The organism is Micromonospora echinospora, from assembly GCF_900091495.1.
Classification (GTDB): Bacteria; Actinomycetota; Actinomycetes; order Mycobacteriales; family Micromonosporaceae; genus Micromonospora; species Micromonospora echinospora.
This window is the reverse complement of record NZ_LT607413.1, coordinates 5,602,640-5,628,714: the sequence shown is the minus strand read 5'-3', so window position 1 is coordinate 5,628,714 and position 26,075 is coordinate 5,602,640. Positions and strand designations below refer to the sequence as shown.

General features: G+C 75.5%; 2 protein-coding genes. Both read right to left on the bottom strand.

Annotated elements, in window-relative coordinates; translation table 11 throughout:
- Positions 1-19 precede the first annotated feature (19 nt).
- Positions 20-11,218, bottom strand: a complete 11,199-nt coding sequence (locus GA0070618_RS24440; protein ID WP_231931439.1) for a type I polyketide synthase — start codon at positions 11,216-11,218, stop codon at positions 20-22.
- A gap of 44 nt (positions 11,219-11,262) precedes the next feature.
- A complete protein-coding gene (locus GA0070618_RS24435; protein ID WP_088983707.1) occupies positions 11,263-26,064 on the bottom strand; it encodes a type I polyketide synthase in 14,802 nt (4,933 codons plus the stop codon).
- Between the last annotated feature and the right edge of the window lie 11 nt (positions 26,065-26,075).

The window sequence follows — 26,075 nt, the reverse complement described above, 5'->3', positions numbered from 1 at the left end:
TGGTCGTTGCGGCTGGCGGTCACGATGTCTCCAGCTCGCGGTCGATCAGGTCGAAGATGTTCTCGGCGGTGGCCGACTCCAGGTCGTCGTCGCCGTCGGCGTCGGCCCGCCGGTCGGCCAGCCGGTCCAGCAGGCCGTGCAGCCGGTCGGTGATCCGGCGGAACTCGTCGCCGGTCGGGTCGAGCCCGTCGAGCGCCGCTTCCAGCCGGTCGAGTTCCCGTCCGACGCCCGCCGACGGGTCGGGGGCGGCCGTGTCGGCGAGGTCGAACTGCGTGCCCAGGTAGGCGGCGAGCGCCGCCGGCGTGGGGTTGTCGAAGACCAGCGTCGCCGGCAGGCGCAGCCCGGTGGCCGCCCCGATCCGGTTGCGCAGCTCGACCGCGGTGAGCGAGTCGAAGCCGAGTTCCCGGAACGCCCGGGTGGGTTCCATGCCGGCCGCGTCGCCCCGGCCGAGCACCACGGCGACGTGCGACAGCACCAGGTCGCGCAGGGCGCGTTCCCGCTTCTCGGCGGGTAGGGCACGCAGGGTGTCGACGAACGCCTGCCCACCGGCCGCCTCGGCGGCGGCAGCCCGCCGGTGGGCCGGACGCACCAGGGCCGCCAGCAGCGGATGGACCGGGGCGCCGGAGGACGCCAGCGACGTGTTGATCTTCGCGGGCATCAGCACCGCCCGCTCCGAGCGCCAGGCCGCGTCGAACAGGGCGAGGGCCTCGTCGTTGCCGAGAGCCACCAGGCCGCTGCGCTCCAACCGCCGCAGGTCGACCGCGTCGAGGTGCCCGGTGATGCCACTGGCCTGCGCCCACAGGCCCCAGATCAGGGAGACCGCCGGCAGACCCAGCGCTCGCCGGTGCTCGGCGAGCGCGTCGAGGAACGCGTTGCCGGCCGCGTAGTTGCCCTGGCCCGGCCCACCCATCAGGCCGGCGGCGGCGGAGTAGAGCACGAACGCGGTCAACTCGTGGTCGAGCGTGGCCCGGTGCAGGTTCCAGGCCGCGTCGACCTTCGGCCGCAGCACCGAGGCGAGACTCTCCGGGGTGAGCGACTCGACGGTGGCGTCGGAGACCACACCGGCGGTGTGCACGACCGCGCGCAGCGGGTGCCGCGCGTCCACCAGCGACAACACGTGGTCGACCGCGTCCGGGTCGGCCAGGTCGGCGGCGACGATCGACACGTCCGCGCCGAGCGCCTTGAGGTCGGCCAGCAGCTCGTCCGCACCGGCGGCGTCCGGGCCGCGCCGGCTGACCAGCAGCAGGTTCCGGGCCCCGTGCGCGGTGACCAGGTGCCGGCAGAGCAGCCCGCCGAGGGTGCCGGTGGCGCCGGAGACCAGCACCGTGCCGTCGAGCAGCGGCGGCTGCGGGATGCTCACGGTCAGCTTGCCGACGTGCCGGGCCTGGCTGAGGAACCGGAACGCCTCGGGAGCCTGACGGACGTCCCAGGTGCGCCGGGGCAGAGGCCGCAGCGCGCCGCTGGCGAAGAGCGCCATCAGCTCGTCGAGCATCCGCGCGATCGTATCCGGGCCGGCCACCAGGAGGTCGAAGACCTGGTAGCCGACGCCGGGGTGGTCGGCCGCGATCCGCTCCGGGTCCCGCTTGTCGGTCTTGCCCATCTCGACGAACCGGCCGCCCCGGGGCAGCAGCCGCAGGGACGCGTCGACGAACTCGCCGCTGAGCGCGTTGAGCACCACGTCCATGCCGCGCCCTTCGGTGCGGGCGAGGAACTCGTTGACGAAGTCGAGGGTCCGCGAGGACGCGATGTGGGCGTCGTCGAAGCCGGTGGCCCGCAGCGCCGGCCACTTGCCGGGGCTGGCCGTGCCGTAGACCTCCGCGCCGAGGTGGCGGGCGATCTGCACGGCGGCCATGCCGACACCACCGGCGGCCGAGTGCACCAGCACCGACTCCCCGGCCGTCAGCCGGCCCAGTTCGACCAGCCCGTACCAGGCGGTCAGGAAGACCACCGGTACGGCCGCCGCCTCCGCGTACGACCAGCCGTCGGGGATTCGGGTGAGCATGCGGTGGTCGGTGACCGCGACGGTGGAGAACGAACCGGAGATGATGCCCATGACCCGGTCACCGGGGGCCAGACCGGTGACGCCGGGGCCGACCTGGAGCACCACGCCGGCGCCCTCGCTGCCCAGCACCTCCTGGTCGGGCACCATGCCGAGGGCCAGCACCACGTCCCGGAAGTTGAGCCCCGAGGCGCGCATCCCGACGACGACGTGGCCCGCCGGCACCTCGCCGGCCTCCGCCGCGACGGGCAGCAGGGCGAGGTTCTCCAGGGTGCCCTTCTCGGTGACGTCGAGCCGCCACGGCGTCCCGTCGCCGGGCAGCGCCAGCGCCCCGGCCTCCCGGGCCCGGACGAGCCGGGGCACCAGGACGGCACCGTCGCGGACCGCGAGCTGTCCCTCTCCGGAGCCGACCGCGGCCGGGACCGCGGTGAGGGAGGAGGCGGCGGCGTCGGTGTCGAGCAGCGTGAACCGGCCGGGGTTCTCGGACTGCGCCGACCGGACCAGTCCCCACAGGGCGGCGCGGGCGAGGTCGCGGGGAGCCTCGCCGGGCGCGGCGGCGACCGCGCCCCGGGTGTGCAGGACCAGCCGGGCCTGCTCCAGCCGAGGCTCGGCGAGCCAGCTCTGGAGCAGCGTCAGGACGTCGCGGGCCGCGTCGTGCGCGTCCACGTCGGCCCGGACCGGGTCGGTCTCCGCGTCGACCCGCAGGTCGACCACGATCTCCGGTACGTCACCTCCGTCGTCCAGTGCGGCGACCAGCGCCGCCAGGTCGGCATGACCGGTCACCGGGTGCCCGGCGGCGGTCAGGGTGTCGGCCAGGCCGAGCGGGTCGGCCCCGAGCAGCGCCCAGCGCGCGGTGTTCCCGGTGCGGGCGTCGGTCGCCGGCAGGGGCGTCCAGTCCAGGTGGAACAGGGCGTTGCGGCGCAGCGCGGCGGTCTCGTCGGCCCGGTCGGCGCCGACCGGACGGAACGTCAGCGACTCCACCGAGGCGACCGGCTGCCCGGCCGGATCGGTCAGGGAGACGGCGATCGTGTCCGGGCCGAGGGACCGCAGCCGCACCCGCAGCCGGGTGGCGCCCTGGGCGTGCAGGCTGGCCGAGCGGACGGCGAACGGCAGCCAGCCGGTGCCGGCGGGGTCCGTCGGGTTGCCGAGCAGGCGGCTGGGACCGGTGGCCTGGAGCGCCGCGTCGAACAGGGCGGGGTGCAGGCCGAAGAGGGGGGCGTCGGCGACCACCGCGTCGGGCAGGGCCACCTCGGCGTACACCTCGTCGTCGCGCTGCCACACCCGACGCAGTCCCCGGAACGCGGGGCCGTAGGTGAGGCCGTCCTCGGCCGACTGGGCGTACCAGGCGTCCAGGTCGGTGTCGACCTCGACGGCGCCGGCCGGCGGCCACTCCCCCGACACCGTCACGGGCGCGGGGAGTTCCGGCAGCAGCAGCCCCTCGGCGTGCCGGATCCATTCCCCGTCGCCGCCCTCCTCGGGGCGCGAGTGGACGGTGACGCCGCGCTCGCCGGCTGTTCCGGGTGCTCCGAGGCGCACCTGCACCTGGACCGCACCGGTGGACGGCAGCACGAGCGGGCTGATCAGGGCCAGGTCGCCCACCTGGCCGGCGTCGACCTCGTCGCCGGCCCGGACGACCATGTCGATCAGGGCGGTGCCGGGAACGACCACCGTCCGGCCGACGACGTGGTCGGCCAGCCACGGGTGGGTGTGCACGGAGAGCCGTCCGGTGAGCACCACGGTCTGGTCGTCGGCGACCGGTACGGCGGCGGCGAGCAGCGGGTGCCCGGCGTCCTGGAGGCCGGCCGAGCCGACGTCCCGTGCCCGGTTGGACGGGGCCTGCAACCAGTACCGTTCCCGGTCGAAGGCGTAGGTGGGCAGGTCGACGGTCGGTGCCGGCGGGAGGACCCTCGTCCAGTCGACGGGCAGGCCGAGGACGTGGGCAGTCGCCAGACTGGTCAACAGCCGCGCCGGGTCGTCGTCGCCCCGACGCAGGGTCCCCAGCGTGTGACCGGCGGACCCGGCATCCTCCAGGATCGCCGCGATCGGCATCGTCAACACCGGATGCGCCGACACCTCCACGAACACGGTGTGCCCCGCCTCGACCGCCGTCCGCACCGCGGCGTCGAACCGCACCGGATTCCGCAGGTTCTCGTACCAGTACGACCCGTCCATCACCGTCGGCTCGGCCCACTCACCGGTCAGGGTGGACACCAGCGGCGTGTGCCCCGGCATGGGGGCAAGGCCCGCCAGGTCCGCCAGCATCCGCTCGCGAACCTGCTCCACGGCCGGGGAGTGCGACGCGTAGTTGAACCGGATCGGCCGCGCCCGCACCCCCTCGACCTGGAACTCCTCCACCAGCGCGGCCACCTGCTCCGGCGGACCGGAAACCACCACCGTCGCCGGCCCGTTCACCACCCCCACCACCACCTCGGGACGATCGACCAGCCGCGCCGCGACCTCGTCGGCGGGCAGATCCACCGCCGCCATCGCCCCGGTCCCCGCGAGCCCAGCCAGAGCCCGGGCACGCAGAATCACAGCCTTCGCCGCGTCCTCCAACGACAGGACACCCGCCACACACGCCGCCGCGATCTCACCCTGCGAATGACCGATCACGAGCCGGGGAACCACCCCCGCCTGCCGCCACACCTCGGCGAGGGCGACACCCACCGCGAACAGAACCGGCTGCAACACCTCCACCCGGTCCAACCACGACTCGTCATCACCGGTCAACACGGACACGATGTCCACATCCAGGAACGGCGCGAACACCCGCTGACACTCGGCCAACCGCGCGTCGAACACCGGACACCGGCCCACCAGGCCGGCCGCCATCCGCGCCGACTGACCACCCTGCCCCGGGAAGACGAAGACGACCCCGGACCCGGTCTCGCCGGCCGGTTCGGTCAGCACGTTCTTCGCCGACGCCCCGGTCGCCAGCGCGTCCAGGCCGGACAGCAGTTCCTCGACGCTGGTGCCGACCACGGCGGCCCGGTGCTCGAACGTCGACCGGGTGGTGGCCAGCGACCAGCCGACCGCCGCCGGCTCCGCTCCGTCGTGCCCGCGCACGTGCCGCGCCAACCGGGCCGCCTGACGGGCCAGGGCGGTCCTCGTCCGCGCCGACACCGGCCACACCGTCACGTCCGCGTCCACCAGGCCCGGTGCGGTTTGCGCCGGCGGCGCGGCCTCGTCGGCCGCCTGCTCGATGATGGTGTGTGCGTTGGTGCCGGAGACACCGAAGGACGACACCGCCGCCCGGCGCGGCCGGTCCACCGCCGGCCACGGGCGGTTCTCGGTCGCCAGTTCCACGTCGCCGGCCGACCAGTCGATGTGCGGCGACGGGGCGTCCACGTGCAGCGTCGCCGGAACCACACCCTCCCGCATCGCGAGGACCATCTTGATCACACCGGCCACCCCAGCCGCGGCCTGGGTATGCCCGATGTTCGACTTCACCGACCCCAACAACAGCGGAGTCTCCCGGTCCTGCCCATACGTCGCCAGCAACGCCTGCGCCTCGATCGGATCACCGAGCGTGGTGCCGGTGCCGTGCGCCTCCACCACGTCCACGTCACGCGGAGACAGCCCCGCCGACGCCAGCGCCTGCTGGATCACCCGCTGCTGGGAGGGGCCGTTCGGCGCGGTCAACCCGTTCGACGCGCCGTCCTGGTTCACCGCCGAGCCACGTACCACCGCCAGCACGGGGTGGCCGTTACGCCGCGCGTCGGAGAGCCGTTCGAGGAGCAGCATGCCGACGCCCTCACCCCAGCCGGTGCCGTCGGCCGCCGCAGCGAACGCCTTGACCCGCCCGTCGGCGGCCATTCCACGCTGCCGGGAGAACTCCACGAACAGGCCCGGGGTCGCCATCACCGTCGCGCCACCGGTCAGGGCGAGGTCGCACTCCCCCTGACGCAGCGCCTGCACGGCCAGGTGCAGCGCGACGAGGGACGACGAACACGCCGTGTCCACCGACACCGCAGGCCCCTCCAACCCCAACGCGTACGCCACCCGACCCGACACCACGCTCGCCGCGTTTCCGGTGCCGCCGAACCCCTCGACCTGGTCGCCGGCCACCACCAACAGGGACCTATAGTCCTGACCGTTCGTGCCCACGAACACCCCTGTTCGTGAACCCCGTAACGACCCCGGAACGACCCCTGCCCGCTCCAGCACCTCCCACGAGGACTCCAGCACCAGCCGCTGCTGCGGGTCCATGGCCAGCGCCTCACGCGGGCTGATGCCGAAGAAGGCGGAGTCGAAGTCCGCCGCGTCGTACACGAAGGCGCCCTTGTCGGTGTACGTGGTGCCGGGCTTCTCCGGGTCGGGGTCGACGAGGCGGTCGAGGTCCCAGCCCCGGTCGGTGGGGAACTCGCCGACGGTGTCCACGCCGTCGGTGACGAGCTGCCAGAGCTGCTCCGGGTCGGTGACGCCGCCCGGGAAGCGGCAGGACATCGCCACGATCGCCACCGGATCGTCGCCGGCCACCACGGACGGGGCGACGGTCCCGGTGGCGGCCACGGTGTCGCCGACCAGTCCGGCCAGCAGGAAGCGGGCCAGCACCACCGCGTTGGGGTGGTCGAAGACCAGGGTCACCGGCAGCGGCTGTCCGGTGGCGGCGACGAGCCGGTTGCGCAGCTCGACCGCGGTCAGCGAGTCGAAGCCGAGGTCCCGGAACGCGGTGCCGGCCGGGATCGCGGTGGCGTCGTCGTGGCCGAGCACGTCGGCGGCGAGTTCCCGGACCAGGTCGGTGAGGGTCTCCTCCCGCCGGTCCGGGGTCAGCTCGGCCAGTCGGCGGCGCAGCGTCGCCGCGACGCCGTCCTCCTCCCCCGCGTCGAGCGGCGCGCCGCCGTCGAGGGCCGCCTTCGCCTCCGGTACGCCCTCCAACAGCGGCCGACGCCGGGCGGAGGCGTACGTGGGGGCGAACCGGGACCAGTCGACGTCGACCACGGTAAGGGTGACGTCGTCGTGGTCGAGGGCCTGGGAGAGGGCGCTCATCGCGACGGTCGGGTCCATCGGGGGCACCCCCCGGTCGCGCAACTTCCGGTCGGAGTCGGCGGTGTGCATGCCGCCCTCGCCCCAGGAACCCCAGGCGATGGCGGTGCCGGCGCGTCCGTCGGCCCGTCGCTGCTGCACGAGCGCGTCGAGGTAGGCGTTGCCGGCGGCGTAGCCGGCCTGACCGGCGCTGCCCCAGGTGGCGGCGATGGACGAGTAGACGACGAACGCGTCGAGGTCCTGGTCGGCGAGGAGGTCGTGCAGGTGCGCGGCACCGGTGGCCTTGCCGGCCGCCACCTCGGCCAGCTCGGTGGGGGTGACCGCCATGAGGGGGGTGGTCTGCGAGACGCCGGCGGTGTGCAGGACGGCACGTACCGGAGGGCCGTCGGCCTGGACCCGGTCGAGCAGGGCGGCGAGGGCGGACCGGTCGGCGACGTCGCAGGCGGCGACGGTGACCCGGGCACCGAGGTCGCGCAGCTCCACGGCCAGCTCGGCGGCGCCGGGGGCGTCGGGGCCGCGCCGGCTCACCAGCACGAGGTGCTCGACACCGGCCGAGGCGAGCCAGCGCGCGGCCCGGGCACCGAGGCCGCCGGTGCCGCCGGTGATCAGCGCGGTGCCGGTGGGCGTGAAGCGCCGGACCGGGGGACGGTCGCCGAGGCCGGCGCGGACCAGGCGGCGGACGAAGACCCCGGAGGCACGTACGGCGAGCTGGTCCTCGCCGTCCGTCCCGGCGAGGACGGCGGCGAGCCGGCTGGCGGCCCGGCTGTCGAGTCGGGGCGGCAGGTCGACCAGGCCGCCCCAGCGGTGCGGAGCCTCCACGCCGATCACCCGGCCGAGGCCCCAGATCGCGCCCTGACCGGGGTCGGCCAGCCGGTCGTACGAGGCGACGGCGACCGCTCCCCGGGTGACCAGCCACAGCGGCGCGTCGAGGCCGGCGTCGCCGAGTGCCTGGGTCAGGGCGAGCGTGCTGGCCAGACCGGGCAGGACAGCACCCTCACCGGCCTGCTGTTCCCAGGCGAGCAGGGAGACCACCCCGGCGACGTCGGCGCCGGCCAGGGACGCGGCGAGCCCGGCCCGGTCGGCGTCCGGTCCGACGGTCAGCGGCAGCAGGTCAGCTCCGGCCTGGGTCAGCGCGGACCGGACGTCGTGCACCGCCGGGTCGTCGTCGAGGCCGGCGGGCAGCGCCAGCAGCCATGTGCCGTCGAGGCGGGCGGCGGTCGGTTCGGGGGTCACCTGCCAGTCGGCCCGGTACCGCCAGCCGTCGAGCAGGGAGTGTTCCTGCTGCTGGCGTCGCCAGCCGGCGAGAACGGGCAGCAGGGTGCGCAGCGACTCGATCGCCTCGGCGTCGTCGACGGCGAGGGTGCCGCGCAGGCCGTCCAGGTCGGCGCGTTCGACGGCGTCCCAGAACCGGTGGTCGAGCAGGCCGGTGGCGGTGGCGGGAGCGGCGGGCTCCTCCGCCGGCACCCAGTAGTGCTGGCGCTGGAACGGGTAGGTGGGCAGGCCGACCAGGCGTCCGGAGCCACCGGCGAAGGCGGGCTGCCAGTCGACCGGCGTCCCGGCCACGTACACCTCGGCGAGGGCGCGGTGGAAGCGGTCGAGGCCGCCCTCGTCCCGACGCAGGCTCCCGGTCACCGTGACGGCGGCGTCGGCGACGGCCTCGACGGTCTCCTGCATCGCCATGGTCAGCACCGGATGGGCACTGACCTCGATCATCGTGGCGTAGCCGGCGGCGACGAGGCTGCGCACCGCCTCGTCGAACCGGACCGTCTGCCGCAGGTTGCGGTACCAGTACTCCGCGTCCAGACCGGTGGTGTCCAGCCACTCCCCCACCACCGTCGACCAGAACCGCACCTGCCCGCTCTGCGGAGACAACCCGGCCAACAGCTCCACCAGCCGCTCCCGCAACGGCTCCACGTGCGCCGAGTGCGACGCGTAGTCCACCGGCACCCGACGCACCCGGACCTGCTGGGACTCGTAGTGCGCCACCAACTCGTCGAGGGCGGCCACGTCACCGGAGACGACCACGGAAGTCGGCCCGTTGACGGCGGCGAGGGCGACCCGACCGTCCCAGCGGGCGATCGTCACGGTCGCCTCGTCGGCCGTGGTCGCGACCGACACCATCCCACCGGCACCGGCCATCTCCGCGATGACCCGGCTCCGCAACGCCACCACCGCCGCCGCGTCGTCCAGGCTCAACGCCCCCGCCACGTGCGCGGCGGCGATCTCCCCCTGCGAGTGACCCACCACCGCCGAGGGGTGGACCCCGTACGACTGCCACAGCGCCGCGAGCGACACCCCGACGGCGAACAGCGCCGGCTGCACCACGTCGACCCGGTCCAGGGACGGCGCGTCCGGGATGCCGCGCACGACATCGAGCAGCGACCAATCCACATGCGGACGCAACGCCTCCGCACACGCCGCCAGCTTCTCCGCGAACACCGGAGCCGTCTCCAGCAACTCCGCCGCCATCCCCACCCACTGCGAACCCTGACCCGGGAACACGAAGGCGACCTCACCGGTCGCACCGGCAGCCCCGACGACGGCCTCCGACACCGGGCGGTCGTCGGCGAGTCCGCGCAGCGCGGCGGCCAGGTCGTCCCGGTCGGCGGCGAAGACCACGGCCCGGTGTTCGAGTGGCGAGCGGGAGACCACCGAGGTCCAGGCGACGTCGACCGGGTCGAGGTCGGCGTCGGCGGCGACGTGCCCGGCCCAGCGCTCGGCCTGCTGCCGCAGCGCGGTACGGGTGCGGCCGGTGAGCAGTACGGGCGCGGGCGCGGACAGCTCCGGCCGGGTGGCGTCGGCGGGGACGTCCTCGGGCTGTTCGAGGATGATGTGCGTGTTGGTGCCGCTCATCCCGAACGAGGAGACGGCGGCCCGGCGCGGCCGGTCGACGGCCGGCCACGGGGTCGGTTCGGTGACCAGGTCGACCGCGCCGGCCGTCCAGTCGACGTGCGGGGTCGGCTCGTCGACGTGCAGGGTGGCGGGGACGACGCCGTGCCGCATGGCGTGGACCATCTTGATGATCCCGGCGATGCCGGCGGCGGACTGGGTGTGTCCGATGTTCGACTTGATCGAGCCGAGCAGCAGCGGGGCGGCGTCGCCCCGGTCCTGCCCGTACGTGGCGAGCAGCGCCTGCGCCTCGATCGGGTCACCGAGCGTGGTGCCCGTGCCGTGCGCCTCGACCACGTCCACCAGGTCCGGGGTGAGCTTGGCGCTCGCCAGGGCCTGCCGGATGACCCGCTGCTGGGCCGGACCGTTCGGGGCGGTGAGCCCGTTGGACGCGCCGTCCTGGTTGACGGCGGAGCTGCGGATGATGCCGAGCACCGGGTGGCCGTTGCGGCGGGCGTCGCTGAGGCGTTCGAGCAGCAGGACGCCGACGCCCTCCCCCCAGCCGGTGCCGTCGGCGGACGCGGCGAACGACTTGCAGCGCCCGTCGGAGGCGAGACCGCGCTGCCGGGAGAACTCGACGAAGGCGCTCGGGGTGGCCATCACGGTGGCCCCGCCGGCCAGGGCCAGGCCGCACTCGCGTTCGCGCAGGGCCTGGCAGGCGAGGTGGACGGCGACGGACGACGACGAGCAGGCGGTGTCCACGGTGACCGTGGGGCCTTCGAGCCCGAACGTGTACGCGATCCGGCCGGAGACGACGCTGGCGGCGGTGCCGGTGAGGACGTACCCCTCGACGCCGGGCGCGCGGTGCATGACGGCGGCGTAGTCCTGGCCGGAGGTGCCCACGAAGACGCCGGTACGGCTGCCGCGCAGCGACAGCGGCGCGATGCCGGCGCGTTCGAACAGTTCCCAGCTCACTTCCAGCAACAGCCGCTGCTGCGGGTCCATGGCGACGGCCTCGCGGGGCGAGATGCCGAACAGGGCGGCGTCCAACTGCCCGGCGGCGTCGAGGAAGCCACCGGACGCGGTGTACGAGGTGCCGGGGTTGTCGGGGTCGGGGTGGTGCAGCCGGTCGAGGTCCCAGCCCCGGTCGGTGGGGAAGCCGCCGATGGCGTCCCCACCGTCGGAGACGAACTGCCACAGCTCCTCGGGTGAGTTGATGCCGCCGGGGTAACGGCAGCTCATGGCGACGATGGCCACCGGCTCGGACTCCTCGGCGGTGACCTCACGCAGCCGCTGGCGGGTCTGGTGCAGCTCGGCGACGACCCGCGTCAGGTACTCGCGGAGCCGCTCCTCGTCCGACATGGTCGGGCGGGGACCCTCGTTCTCCACCGGCACGTTCGCCATGGTTGTCTCACTTCCTCGTTCTGCAGCGGTACGTGACGCGTGCCTCAGGAGAGCCCGAGGTCCCTGTCCAAAAGATCGAAAAGCTCCTGGTTGCTGGCGGTCCGCAGCCGGTCGGCCACGTCGGCCGCCCCGTCGCTCCGCTCGCCGCCACCCCGCTCGGCGGCACCGAGGCGCTCCAGCAGCCGGTGCAGCCGCATGGTGATCCGGACCCGGCCGATGTCGTCGGCCTCGCGGCCGGCGAGCGCCTCCTCCAGCCGGTCGAGTTCCTCGACGGTGGGCAGCGCCTCCACGGACGCCTCGCTGACCAGTTCGCCGCGCAGGTGCTCGGCGAGGGCCTGCGGGGTCGGGTAGTCGAACACCACGGAACTGGCCGGGCTGAGCCCGGTGGCCTTCGCCAGCCGGCCACGCAGCTCCACGGCGGTCAGCGAGTCGAAGCCGAGGTCGCGGAAGGGCCGGTCGGGTTCCAGGGCGTACGGGCTGTCGTGGCCGATCACCTCGGCGGCGGCGGTGCGGATCAGGTCCACCAGCAGCCGGTTCTGCTCGGCGGTGGTGAGGTCGGCGAGCTGCTTGCGCAGGCCGGTGAGGGCCTCGTCGCCGCCGTCGCCGGCCGGATCCGGTCCGGTCCGCAGCGCCGCCACCTCGGGCAGGTCGCTGATGAGCGGACGGGGCCGGGCGGAGGCGAAGACCGGGGCGAAGCGGGACCAGTCGACGTCGGCGACGGTGAGCACCGTGCCGTCACCCTCGATCGCCGCGCGCAGGGCGGCCATCGCGGGTTCCCGGTCCAGCAGGGACACCCCGCGCCGGCTCATCGCCACCGCGTGCTGGTCGCTGACCATGCCACCGCCGGACCACGGTCCCCAGTCGACCGAGACCACCCGGGCCTTCCCGGCGGGCCGGGACTGCGCCCACGCGTCGAGGAAGGCGTTGCCGGCGGCGTACGCGCCGTGGTCGCCGACGCCCCACGCGGCGGCGATGGAGGAGAAGTAGACGACCAGTTCCAGGTCGTCGGGGTCGAGGAACTCGTCGAGGTGCCGGGCGCCGGCGGTCTTGCCGGCCACCACGTCGGCGAGTTCGTCGGTGTCGACCGCGCTCACCGGGTTGAGCCGACCCACCCCGGCGGCGTGCACGACGGCGTGCACCGTCTCGCCGTCACGCCGCAGCCCGTCGACGAGGGCGGCGACGGCGTCCCGGTCGGCCAGGTCGCAGGCGACGACGCGGCCCTGCGCGCCGAGGTCGGTCAGCTCGGCCAGGGTGTCGGCGACGCCGGGGGCGTCGCCACCGCGCCGGCTGACCAGGATCACCCGGCGGGTGCCGTGCCGGGCGAACCAGGCGGCGGCGTACCGGCCGATCGCCCCGGTGCCGCCGGTGATGAGCACCGTGCCGGGCGGCTGCCAGGCGGGGGTGTCGGGCAGGTCGCCCCGGGCGGCCCGGGCGAGCCGCCGCAGGTGCAGTCCGAGGGGACGGACGGCGAGCTGGTCCTCGGCGTCGGTGTTGGTCAACGCCCGGAGCAGGTGCCCCTCGGCGTTCGGGTCCAGCTCGGCCGGCAGGTCGAGCAGGCCGCCCCAGTGGGCGGGGTGTTCCAGGGCGGTGACCAGGCCGAGTCCCCAGGTGGTGGCCTGGGCGGGGTGGGCGATCGGGTCGCCCGGTCCGGTGCTGACGGCCTGCCGGGTGAGCAGCCAGAGCGGTCCGGCCGGGGCGGCGTCGGTGACCGCCTGGACGAGGGCGAGGTTGCCGGTCAGTCCGGCGGGGACTGCCGGGTGGTCGGGGTGGGGTCGCTCGTCGAGGGCGAGCAGCGACACCACCCGGGACGGGGTGCCGCTGCCCGGGGTGAGGATCCCGGCCAGGCTGGTCCGGGTGGCCGTGGCCGGGTCGACGGTCACCGTGCGGACCGTGCCGCCGTGCGCTTCGAGCAGCGCGGCGATCCGGTCGCCGGTTCCGGTGGCCGTCCCCTCCGGGACGACCAGGAGCCAGTCGCCGGTGACCGGGCCGGCGGTGGGCTGCCGCTGCGGCCAGGTGATCCGGTAGCGCCACCCGTCGACCAGCGCGTCGGTCTGCCGCTGCCGGTGCCAGCGGGCGAGGGTGGGCAGCTGGGCGCGGAGCGGCTGGTCGGGGTCGACGCCGAACCGGGCGGCCAGCCCGTCGCCGTCCTCGGCGGTCACCGCCGCCCAGAACGCCTCGTCGACGGTGCCGGCGGTCGGTGCCGGCGCGGCGGCGCCGACCACGGTGCCGTCACCGACCGGCCAGAACCGCTGGTGCCGGAAGGCGTACGTGGGCAGGGTGACCGGGTCGGCGGTGGGCAGCAGCGCCGCCCAGTCGACCGGTACGCCGTGACAGTGCAGCCGGGCCAGCGCGCCGAGCAGGGTCGCCACCTCGTCACGGCCGGGCCGCTGGAGGCCGGTGACCAGAGTGCGGCCGTCGTCCGGCAGGGCCTCGGCGGCCAGGGCGGTGAGCACGGTGTCCGGGCCGACCTCCAGCAGCGCGCCCACCCCGAGGGAGTGCAGGTGGGTGACGGTGTCGGCGAAGCGGACGGCCTCCCGGACGTGCCGCACCCAGTAGTCGGGGGTGCGGATCTCGTCGGGGTCGGCGACCCGGCCGGTCAGGTTGGAGACCAGCGGGATGGTCGGGGCGGCGTAGTCGATGGTGGCGGCGACGGCGGCGAACCCGGCCAGCATCGGCTCCATCAGCGGGCTGTGGAACGCGTGGCTGACGCTGAGCCGCTTGACCCGTACGCCGAGGGCGGTGACCTGCTCGGCCAGTTCGCTGAGCGCGTCGACGTCGCCGGAGACCACCACGGCGGCCGGGCCGTTGACGGCGGCGACGGCCACCCGGTCGGCGTACGGGGTGAGGAGGTCGCGCACCTCGGCCTCCCCGGCGGCGACGGCGAGCATCCCGCCGCCGGCCGGGAGGGCCTGCATGAGCCGTCCCCGGTTCCCGACCAGGGTGCAGGCGTCCGGCAGGGTGAGCACACCGGCGACGTGGGCGGCGGCGAGTTCGCCGACGGAGTGCCCGGCCACCAGGTCGGGGGTGATCCCCCAGCTCTCCACCAGGCGGTACAGGGCGACCTCGACGGCGAAGAGCGCGGCCTGGGTGAAGACGGTCTGGTCGAGCAGGGCGGCCGTCTCGCTGCCCTCGGGGGCGTTGAGCACCTCGCGCAGCGGCCGGGGCAGGTGCGCGTCGAGGTGCTGGCATGCCTCGTCGAGGGCGGCGGCGAAGACCGGGAACGTCCGGTACAGTCCGCGTCCCATGCCGGCGTGCTGGGCGCCCTGGCCGGAGAAGAGCATGGCGAGGGTGCCGCCGGGCTCGGCGACGTCCCGGGTGAGGGCCGGGTGGCCCTGCCCGGCGGCGAGCGCCCGCAGCCCGGCCAGGTACGTGTCCCGGTCGGCGGCGAGCAGCACCGCGCGGTGCCGCAGGTGTGACCGACCGGTGGCCAGCGCACGGGCCACGGCGTGGTCGGTGGCGGACCCGGTGGCGGCCCAGTCGGCCAGTCGGGCGGCCTGGGCGCGCAGTCCGTCCTCGTCGTTGCCGGAGACCGGCCAGGGCAGCAGCGGCAGGGCGGTGGGCGCGGTGCCGGCCGGGGTGGCGTCGACGTCGGATTCCGCCGCTTCGTCCGGCTCGGGGGCCTGTTCGAGGATGACGTGGGCGTTGGTGCCGCTGACCCCGAAGGCCGACACGGCGGCCCGGCGCGGACGGTCCACCTCGGGCCACGGGGTGGGCTCGGCGAGCAACGTGACGGCCCCCTCGGACCAGTCCACGTGCGGGGTCGGCTCATCGACGTGCAGGGTGGGCGGGAGCACGTCGTGCTGGAGGGCCAGCACCATCTTGATGACACCGGAGACCCCGGCAGCGGCCTGGGTGTGGCCGAGGTTCGACTTGACCGAGCCGAGCAGCAGCGGCCGGTCGGCGGGCCGGTCCTGCCCGTACGTGGCGAGCAGCGCCTGCGCCTCGATCGGGTCACCGAGCCGGGTGCCGGTGCCGTGGCCGTCGACGACGTCCACGTCGGCGGGGTCGAGCCGGGCGTTGGCCAGGGCCTGCCGGATGACCCGCTGCTGGGCGGGGCCGTTGGGGGCGGTGAGCCCGTTCGACGCGCCGTCCTGGTTGGTGGCGGAGCCACGCACCACGGCGAGAACCTTCCGGCCGTCCCGACGGGCGTCGGAGAGGCGCTGGAGCAGCACCAGCCCGACGCCCTCACCCCAGCCGGTGCCGTCGGCGGCCCCGGCGAAGGACTTGCACCGCCCGTCCGAGGCGAGGCCCCGCTGCCGGGCGAACTCCAGGAACGGACCGGGGGTGGCCATCACGGTCACGCCGCCGGCCACCGCCGTCTCGCACTCCCCGGCGCGCAGCGCCTGCACGGCCAGGTGCAGGGCGACCAGCGACGACGAGCAGGCGGTGTCGACGCTGACCGCCGGTCCCTGGAGGCCGAAGGTGTAGGAGAGCCGTCCGGAGAGGACCGCGGCGACGTTCCCGGTGGCCTGGTAGCCCTCGGTCTCGGCCCGCGCGGCCATCAGCAGGGTCGCGTAGTCCTGGCCGTTGGTGCCGACGAAGACGCCGGTGTTGCTGTCCCGCATGTCGGCGGGGGCGATCCCGGCCCGCTCGAACAGTTCCCAGCCGGTCTCCAGCAGCAGCCGCTGCTGCGGGTCCATCACCAGCGCCTCGCGCGGCGAGATGCCGAACAGGCCGGCGTCGAACCCGCCGACGTCGGTGAGGAACCCGCCCTCGCGCACGTACGAGGTGCCGGGGGTGTCGGGGTCGGGGTCGTAGATGGCGTCGAGGTCCCAGCCCCGGTCGGCGGGGAACGCGGCGATGGCGTCCCGCCCCTCGGCGACCAGCCGCCACAGGTCCTCGGGGCTCTGCACCCCGCCCGGGTAGCGGCAGCTCATCGCGACGATCGCGATCGGCTCGTCGAGCGCGCTGACGGCCCGGGTGGGTGCGTCGACCTGCGCGGTGACGCCGAGGATCCGGTCGGCGAGCCAGCCGGCGAGCAGCGTCGGGGTGGGCTGGTCGAAGACCAGGGTGGCGGGCAGTTTCAGCCCGACGGCCTCGCCGAGCCGGTTGCGCATCTCCACCGCGCTGAGCGAGTCGAAGCCGATCTCCCGGAACGGCCGGTCCGGGCCGACGGCGTCGGCGGAGGCGTGTCCGAGCACCGCCGCGGCGTGCACCCGGACCAGGTCCAGCAGGGTACGGCGGCGTTCCGGTTCGGCGAGACCGGCGAGCCGGCCGCGCAGCGGGGACGCGTCGGCCGGTTCCTCGTCGTCGCGGGTCCGGGCGGCCAGGTTCCGGGCCACCTCGGGAATGTCCTCGACGAGCGGCCGGGGGCGGGTCATCGCGAAGGTCTGGTGGAACCGGTCCCAGGCGATGTCGGCGACGGTGAGGGCGGTCTCGTCGTGGGCGAGAGCGTCGGCCAGCACGGAGACGGCCAGCTCGGGCCGCATCGGACGGACCCCGGAGCGGAACATGTGGTCGGCGGCGCCCTCGGACTCCACCAGGCCACCGCCGTCCCAGGCTCCCCAGGCGACGGCGGTGGCCGCCCGGCCCCGACGGCGGCGGTCCTCGGCGAGGGCGTCGAGGAAGGCGTTGCCGGCGGCGTAGCCGCCCTGGAGGCCGCCGCCCCAGACACCGGCCCCGGAGGAGAAGAGCACGAACGCGTCGACGTCGCCGACGAGCGCGTCGAGGTTGACCGCGCCGGTGACCTTGGCGTGCAGGGCGTCGGCCAGCCCGGTCAGGTCGGTGTCGGCGATCGGGCCGGCGGCGGCGACCCCGGCGGCGTGGAACACCGCGTCGAGGCGGGTGCCGTCGGCGGCGAGCCGGTCCAGCAGGGCCCGCAGCGAGTCCGGGTCGGCCACGTCGCAGGCGGCGACGGTCACCCGGGCGCCGAGTCCGGTCAGCTCGGCCTCCAGCTCGGCGGCCCCGGCGGTCTCCGGGCCCCGCCGGCTGGTCAGCACCAGGTGGGACGTGCCCGCGCGGGCCAGCCAGCGGGCCACGTGCGCGCCGAGCGAGCCGAGACCACCGGTGATCAGGACGGTGCCGGTCGGCTGCCAGCCGGTGGCCGGGCGGTTGGGGTCCGCCTCGGCGCGGGCGAGTCGGCGGGCGAAGAGCCCGGAGGGGCGGACCGCGACCTGGTCTTCGTGTCCGATCCCGGCGAGCGCGGCGGCGAGCCGGTTGCGTGAGCGCCGGTCCAGCTTCGCCGGCAGGTCGACCAGGCCACCCCACCGATCGGCGTGCTCCAGGGCGACGACCCGGCCCAGTCCCCAGACGAGGGCCTGCCGGGGGTGGTCGAGGGGGTCGGCGCGGCCGGTGGAGACCGCGCCGGTGGTGGCGCACCAGAGCGGTGCGGTGATCCCCAGGTCGCCGAGGGCCTGCACCAGGGCGAGGGTGCCGGCGAGACCGACGGGGACGACCGGCCGGTCGGCGTGGTCGTCCTCGTCGAGGGCGAGCAGGGAGAGCACGCCGGTGACGGCGGCGGTGTCGAGGTCGGCGAGGCGCGCGGTGAGCACCGGCCGGTCGGGGTCGTCGACGGTCAGCGGTAGCACGTCCGCCCCGGCCTCGCCGAGCGCCTGCACGACCTGCCCGACCAGCGGGTGACCGGCGTGCGCGGTGGACCCCACGAGCAGCCAGGTGCCGCGCAGCGCGGTGTGCGGCACCTGGGTCAGCGGTTTCCACTGGACCCGGTAGCGCCAGCCGTCCACGGTGGTCTCGTCGCGGCGGCGTTGCCGCCATGACGAGAGCAGGGGCAGGGCGTCGCCAAGGCTGCCGACCTCGGTCGCGTCGAGGCGCATCGCGGCGGCGAGGGCGTCGGCGTCGGCCCGCTCGACGGCGTCCCAGAACTGCCGGTCGGCCGGGTCGTCGACAGTGGACGCCGGACCGGACCGGACCGGGGTCTCCGGCCAGTACCGCTGCCGGTGGAACGCGTACGTCGGCAGGGCGACGGGCGGGCCGCCGGGGGTCCCGCAGACGGCGGTCCAGTCGGCCTCGACCCCGCGCACGTGCAGCTCGGCCAGGGCGGTGAGCAGGCGAGGCAGGCCGCCCGCGCCGCGCCGCAGGGTGTTGACCACGGCCGCGTCGTGGCCACTGGCGTCGATGGTCTCCTGCGTGCCGAAGCTGAGCACCGGGTGCGGGCCGACCTCCAGGAAGACTTGGTGGCCGTCGGTGAGCAGGCTGCGGACGGCCTGCTCGAAGTTCACCGTCTCGCGCAGGTTGCGGTACCAGTAGCCGGCGTCGAGGGTGGTGGTGTCGGTCGGCCGGCCGGCCAGCGCGGAGTAGAAGGTCACCTCGGCGGGCCGGGCGGTGATCCCGTCGAGACTGGCCACGAGCCGGTTCCGGACGGCCTCGACGTGCGGCGAGTGGGAGGCGTAGTCGACGTCGATGGCGCGGGTGCGCACCCCGTCGGCCGCGCAGGCGGCGGTCAGCTCGGCGAGGGCGTCCGGGTCGCCGGCGACCACGACCGACCCGGGGCCGTTGACGACGGCCACGCAGAGGCGGCCGTCCCAGCGCTCGATCAGCTCGCGGACCCGGTCGACGGGCAGCGAGACCGACAGCATCCCGCCCTGGCCGACGATGTCGGCGAGCACCTGGCTGCGCAGGGCGACGATCCGGGCGGCGTCCTCGATGGAGAGCGCGCCGGCCACGCAGGCGGCGGCGATCTCGCCCTGGGAGTGTCCGACCACGGCGGCCGGCCGGACGCCGAGCGAACGCCACAGCCGGGCCAGGGAGACCATCACCGCCCACAGGGTGGGCTGGACGACGCCGGAGGCGACCAGCGGCGGAGCCCCGTCGGCACCGCGCAGCACGTCGGTCAGCGACCAGTCGACCCAGGGCGCGAGGACGGCCTCGCACTCGGCGATGGACGCGGCGAACACCGGCGCGGTGTCCATCAGCTCGACGGCCATGCCGGGCCACTGCGAGCCGTGCCCGGAGAAGACGAAGACGGGGTTGGTGTTGCGCAGGGCGGTGCCGGTCACCACGGCGGGGACGGCCTCGCCGTCGGCGAGCGCGGTCAGGCCCTGGGCCAGCTCGGTCTGGTCCCGGCCGAGCACGACGGCCCGGTACGCGAACCCGGCCCGGGTGGTGGCGAGCGCGGACGCCACCTCGGCCGGTTCGATCTCGGGGTGCGCGGCGAGGTGCGAGCGCAGCCGGACGGCCTGCTCCCGCAGGGCGGTCCGGTCGGCGGCGGAGAGCACCAGTGGGACGAGCCCGGCGTCGGCGGCGACGCCCGGGGTGAACTCGGCGACGACGGTGGGCTCGGGGGCCTGCTCCAGCACGACGTGCGCGTTGGTGCCGGAGATCCCGAACGACGAGACCGCCGCCCGGCGCGGGCGACCGGTCTGCGGCCAGGGCGTCGGTTCGGTCGCCAGCGCCACCGCGCCGGCCGACCAGTCGACGTGCGGGGACGGCTCGTCCACGTGCAGCGTCGGCGGGACCAGGCCGTGCCGCATCGCGAGGACCATCTTGATCACACCGGCCACACCGGCGGCGGCCTGGGTGTGCCCGAGGTTCGACTTGACCGACCCGAGCAGCAGCGGCCGGTCGGACGGCCGGTCCTGCCCGTACGTGGCGAGCAGCGCCTGCGCCTCGATCGGGTCGCCGAGGGTGGTGCCGGTGCCGTGCGCCTCCACCGTGTCCACGTCCGCCACGGTCAGCCGGGCGTTGGCCAGGGCCTGCCGGATCACCCGCTGCTGCGACGGCCCGTTCGGCGCGGTCAGGCCGTTCGACGCGCCGTCCTGGTTGACGGCGGTCCCGCGCACCACGGCCAGGATCCGCCGGCCGTCGCGCTGCGCGTCGGAGAGGCGCTGCACCAGCAGGACGCCCACGCCCTCGCCCCAGCCCGTGCCGTCCGCCGACGCGGCGAACGACTTGCACCGCCCGTCGGCCGACAGGCCCCGCTGCCGGGAGAACTCGATGAACGTGCCCGGGGTGGCCATCACCGTCACGCCACCGGCCAGGGCCAGGTCACACTCCCCCGACCGCAGCGCCTGCACGGCGAGGTGCAGGGCGACCAGCGACGAGGAGCAGGCCGTGTCGACGGTGACGGCCGGCCCCTCCAGGCCGAACGTGTACGCGACCCGACCGGACAGGACGCTGCCGGAGGTGCCGGTGCCGATGTAGCCCTCGACCTCGGCGGGCAGGTCGAGCAGCCGGGAGGCGTAGTCGTGGTACATGACGCCCGCGAAGACACCGGTGCGGCTGCCGCGCAACCGTGCCGGGTCCAGGCCGGCGGACTCGAACGACTCCCACGACGCCTCCAGCAGCAACCGCTGCTGCGGGTCCATCGCCAGGGCCTCCCGCGGCGAGATGCCGAAGAACGCCGGGTCGAACTCGGCCGCCCCGTACAGGAACCCACCGTGCCGGGCGTACGACGTGCCGCTGTTGTTCGGGTCCGGGTCGAAGAGCGTCTCCAGGTCCCAGCCCCGGTCGGCGGGGAACTCCCCCACCCCGTCCCCACCGGTGGCCAGCAACTCCCAGAGCTGGTCGGGGCTGTCCACCCCGCCCGGGTAGCGGCAGGCCATCCCCACGATCGCGATCGGGTCGTCGAGGCGGGTGCCGGTCGCCGTCTCGGTCGCGGCGGCCGTCGCCCCCCGGCCGCCGGCCAGTTCGGCGTACACCTGGGCGGCCAGGATCTGCGGGGTCGGGTAGTCGAAGACCAACGTCGAGGCCAGCCGCAGCCCGGTCGCCGCGTTGATCCGGTTCCGCAGGTCGACGGCGGTCAACGAGTCGAAGCCCAACTCCCGGAACGCCCGGTCCGCCGGCACCGCCTCCGCCCCGCCGTGCCCGAGCACCTGCGCCACCAGGCCCCGGACGAGGGTGTCCACCCGGTCGCGGGCCTCCTGGGGGGTCAGGCCGACCAGCCGGTCGGCCCAGTTGCCCTTGCCGGCCTGCCGGCGGGCGCTGACCGCGCCGAGCAGCGTCCGCAGCAGCGACGGCACCTGCCCGGCGACGACCTGCGACCGCATCGCCGGTACGTCGACGACGGCGGGCACGAGCGCGGCCCGGTCGCCGGCCAGGGCGGCGTCGAACAGCTCCAGACCCGTTTCGGCGGTCATCGGGGTCAGTCCGGCCCGCGTCGACCGGGCACGGTCCGCCTCGGACACCGACGCGGCCATGCCGGGGGTGTCCCACATTCCCCAGGCCAGGCTGACCGCCGGTAGACCGGCCTGCCGGCGCTGCGCGGCGAGGGCGTCGAGGAAGACGTTGCCCGCCGCGTACGCCGCCTGTCCCGGGGAGCCGAGGACGCCCGCGACGGAGGAGAAGAGCACGAACAGGTCGAGGTCCCGGTCGCGGGTGGCCTCGTGCAGCCACCAGCCGGCGGCGACCTTCGGGGCCAGCACGCCGGCCAGCCGCTCCGGGCTGACCGCCGAGACGACACCGTCGTCCAGCACGCCCGCGGTGTGCACCACGCCGGCCAACCGGCCGGGCACGCCGGCCACCAGCGCGGCCACCCGGTCCCGGTCCGTCACGTCGCACGCGGCCACCTCGACCCGGGCGCCGAGGCCGGTCAACCGCTCGGTGAGCGCGTCCGCGCCGGGAGCGGCGGGCCCCTGCCGGGACACCAGCAGCAGCGACCGGACGCCGTGCGCGGTGACCAGGTGCTCCGCGACGAGGGCACCGAGCGCGCCGGTGCCGCCGGTCACCAGGACCGTGCCGTCGCCGACGGTGGGCGCGTCGCCGGCCGGCGGGAGCGCGGCCCGGACGAGGCGGGGGGTCAGCACCGTGTCGGCGCGCAGCGCCACCTGACCGCCGGTGGCGGAGAGGTCGTCGGTGACGCCGCCCAGCACGGCGAGGGTGGCGGCGTCGGCGTCCCGGTCGAGGTCGGCCAGGACGATCCGCTCCGGGTGCTCCGACTGGGCCGACCGGAGCAGGCCCCACACGGCCGCGCCGGCCAGGTCGGTGAGCCGGTCGGTGTCCCGGGCCACCACCGCGCCCCGGGTCAGCACCACCAGTCGCGAGTCGGCGAGGGCGTCGGCGGCCAGCCACGCCTGCACCGTCGCGAGCACCTCCGTGGTGGTCGCCCGGACGGACTCGGGCAGGTCCCCGTCGGACGGTGCGGCCACCGGCAGGACCAGGACGCGCGGCAGCGACCCGGTCCCGGTCGCGGCGTCCAGCACCGCCGGCACGTCGGTGTACGTCGGCAGGTCCACCGGGTGGTCCCCGGTCGGGTCGGCGAGCAACGCCCAGGCGGTCAGGTCGTCGGCCGGCGTGACCTCCTCGGCCTGCCAGACGACCTCGAACATGGACCGGGCGGCGGCTCCGGGGGTGGCCAGGCCGGTCATCTCCCGCAGGACCAGGGTGTCCACCGACACGACGGGGGCGCCCGCGCCGTCGGTGGCGACCAGCCGGACCACGCTGTCGTGACGGGTCAGCCGGACGCGCAACGCCGACGCCCCGGAGGCGTGCACCTGGACGCCCTCGAACGCGAACGGCACCCGGGGGCCACCGCCCTCACCGGCCAGCAGCAGACCGACGGGGTGCAGGGCGGCGTCCAGCAACGCCGGGTGGACCGCGAAGTCACCCGCGTCACCCGCGAGTTCCTCGGGCAGGGCGACCTCGGCGTACACCTCGCCGTCGGTGGTCCACAGCCGACGCAGCCCCCGGAACGCCGGCCCGTAGTCCAGGCCGCGCCCGGTCAGCGCGTCGTACCAGTCGTCGAGCGGCACCTCGGTCGCGGTGGTGGGCGGCCACGGCCCGAGGCCGGGCTCGTCGGCGGTGGCCGGTTCCAGTACGCCCTCGGCATGCCGTACCCAGCCGGCGTCCGGGTCCTCGTCGGTCTGGGCGTGCACGGTCACCGCGCGGGCACCGGCCTCGTCGGCGGGGCCGACGCGCACCTGCACCCGGATGCCGCCGGTGGCGGGCAGGGTCAGCGGCGCGGCGACGGTCAGCTCCCGGACCCGGGAGACACCGATCTCGTCGCCGGCCCGCACCGCGAGTTCGATCAGCGCGGTGCCGGGCAGCACCACCGCGCCGGAGACCGCGTGGTCGGCCAGCCACGGGTGGGTGGCCAGCGACAGTCGGCCGGTGAGCAGCACCATGTCCTCACCGGCGACGGAGACCGCCGCGCCGAGTAGCGGGTGCCCGGCCGCGCCCAGGCCGGCCCCGGAGACGTCGGCCAGCCGGCCGACCGGCTCCAGCCAGTACCGCTCGTGCGCGAAGGCGTACGTGGGCAGGTCGACCCGGCGACCACCGGCGACCAGCGCGTCCCAGTCCACGACGAGGCCGGCGGCGTGCAGGTTGGCCAGTGCCTCCAGCGCGGCCCGGGGTTCGGGCCGGTCCTTGCGGACCAGCGGCACCAGCACCGCCGCCGGGTCGGTGAGGCAGCTCTGCGCCATGGCGGTGAGCACCCCGTTGGGGCCCAGTTCCACGTACGTGCCGACGCCGGCCGCGGCCAGGTGGTCGACGGCGTCGGCGAAACGCACCGCCTCCCGGACGTGGCGCACCCAGTAACCAGGGCTGCACAGGTGCTCCGGCTCGGCGACCCGGCCGGTCAGGTTCGACACGATCGGCACGGTGGGCGGCCGGAACGTCAGCCCCTCCGCGACCGCCGCGAACTCGGCGAGCATCGGGTCCATCAGGGCGCTGTGGAAGGCGTGGCTGACCCGGAGCCGGTGGGTGGGCACGCCCCGGCCGGACCAGTACGCGGCCACCTCGTCGACGGCGTCGGCGTCGCCGGAGACGACCACGGCGGCCGGGCCGTTGACGGCGGCGACGTCGATCCGGCCGGCGACCCCGGCCAGCGACTCGACCACGGCCGCCTCGTCGGTGCCGACGGCGAGCATCGCCCCGCCGGCCGGCAGGGCCTGCATGAGCCGGCCCCGGGCGGCGACCAGCGCGGCGGCGTCGGCGAGGGTGAGCACCCCGGCGACGTGCGCGGCGGCCAGTTCGCCGATCGAGTGGCCGACCAGGAAGTCGGGGACGAGCCCGAACGACCCGGCGAGGCGGAACAGGGCCACCTCGACGGCGAAGAGCCCGGCCTGGGTGAAGACGGTCTGGTTCAGCAGTCCCGCCTCGGGAGAGTCCTCCGGCGCGAACAGCACCTCGCGCAGCGGCCGGGGCAGGTGCGGGTCGAGCTGCGCGCAGACCTCGTCCAGGGCGGACGCGAAGACGGGGAACGCGGCGTACAGCTCGCGGCCCATGCCGGCGCGCTGGGCGCCCTGGCCGGAGAAGAGGAACGCCACCCGGCCCCGGGCGGCGGCGGTGCCGGTCACCACCGAAGGGGACGGCTCGTCGGCGGCGAGGGCGCGCAGCCCGGCGAGCAGGTCGGCACGGTCGGCGGCGAGCACCACGGCCCGCCGGTCCAGCCCGGCCCGGCGCAGCGCGGACACCGCGACGTCGACCGGCCGGACGGAGTCGTCGGCGGCCAGGTGGTCGGCCCAGCGGCCGGCCTGCGCGGCGAGGGACTCGGGGCTGCGGGCGGAGAGGGGGACCGGTACCAGCGGCGGCACGACGGCCGACGCCGCCGGCTCGGGCTCCTCGACGGCGGGGGGCTGCTCGACGATGACGTGGGCGTTGGTGCCGCTGATCCCGAACGACGACACGGCGGCCCGCCGCTCGCGGCCGGTCGACGGCCAGGGCCGGGCCTCGGTGAGCAGTTCGACGGCCCCGGCCGACCAGTCGATGTGCGGGGACGGCTCGTCGACGTGCAGGGTGCGCGGCAGGACGCCGTGCCGCATCGCCAGGACCATCTTGATGATGCCGGCGGCCCCGGCGGCGGCCTGGGTGTGGCCGAGGTTGGACTTCACCGAGCCGAGCCAGAGCGGCTCCCCGCCGGTGCGGTCCTGCCCGTACGTGGCGAGCAGCGCCTGCGCCTCGATCGGGTCGCCGAGGGTGGTGCCGGTGCCGTGCGCCTCGACCACGTCCACGTCCGCCGGGGAGAGCCGGGCGCTCGCCAGCGCCTGCCGGATGACCCGCTCCTGGCTGGGACCGTTCGGGGTGGTCAGGCCGCTGCTCGCGCCGTCCTGGTTGACGGCGCTGCCCCGGATCACCGCGTGGATGCGCCGGCCCTCACGTTGCGCGTCGGAGAGCCGCTGGAGCAGCAGCACCCCGACGCCTTCGGCCCAACCGGTGCCGTCGGCGGCGGCGGCGAACGACTTGCACCGCCCGTCGGCGGCGAGGCCGCGCTGCCGGGAGAACTCGGCGAAGACGCCGGGGGTGGAGAGCACGGTGACCCCGCCGGCCAGGGCGAGGTCGCAGTCACGCTGACGCAGCGCCTGCACGGCGAGATGCACGGCGACCAGCGACGACGAGCAGGCCGTGTCGATCGTGACGGCGGGCCCCTCCAGGCCGTACGTGTACGCGACCCGGCCCGACACGACGCTGCCGGAGTTGCCGGTGCCCAGGTACCCCTCCACGCCCTCGGGCAGGTCCAGCACCCGGGAGGCGTAGTCGTGGTACATCACCCCGGCGAACACCCCGGTCCGGCTGCCGCGCAGCCGCTGCGGGTCGAGGCCGGCGGACTCGAACGCCTCCCAGGCGCTCTCCAGCAGCAGCCGCTGCTGCGGATCCATGGCGAGGGCCTCCCGCGGCGAGATGCCGAAGAGGGCCGGGTCGAACGCGGTGGCCTCGTAGAGGAAGCCGCCCTTGTCGGTGTACGAGGTACCCGGGTTGTCCGGGTCGACGGAGAAGAGTCGTTCCAGGTCCCAGCCCCGGTCGGTCGGGAAGTCCCCCACCCCGTCCCGGCCGTCGGCGACCAACTGCCACAGTTCGTCCGGGCTCGTCACGCCACCCGGGTAGCGGCAGGCCATGCCGACGATGGCCATCGGCTCGCGGTCCTTCGCCTCCACCTCGCGGACGCGCCGCCGCGCCTCACGCAGGTCCGCCGTGGCGCGCCGGAGGTAGTCGAGGAACTCTTCCTCAGTGGGCATCGAGCCACTCC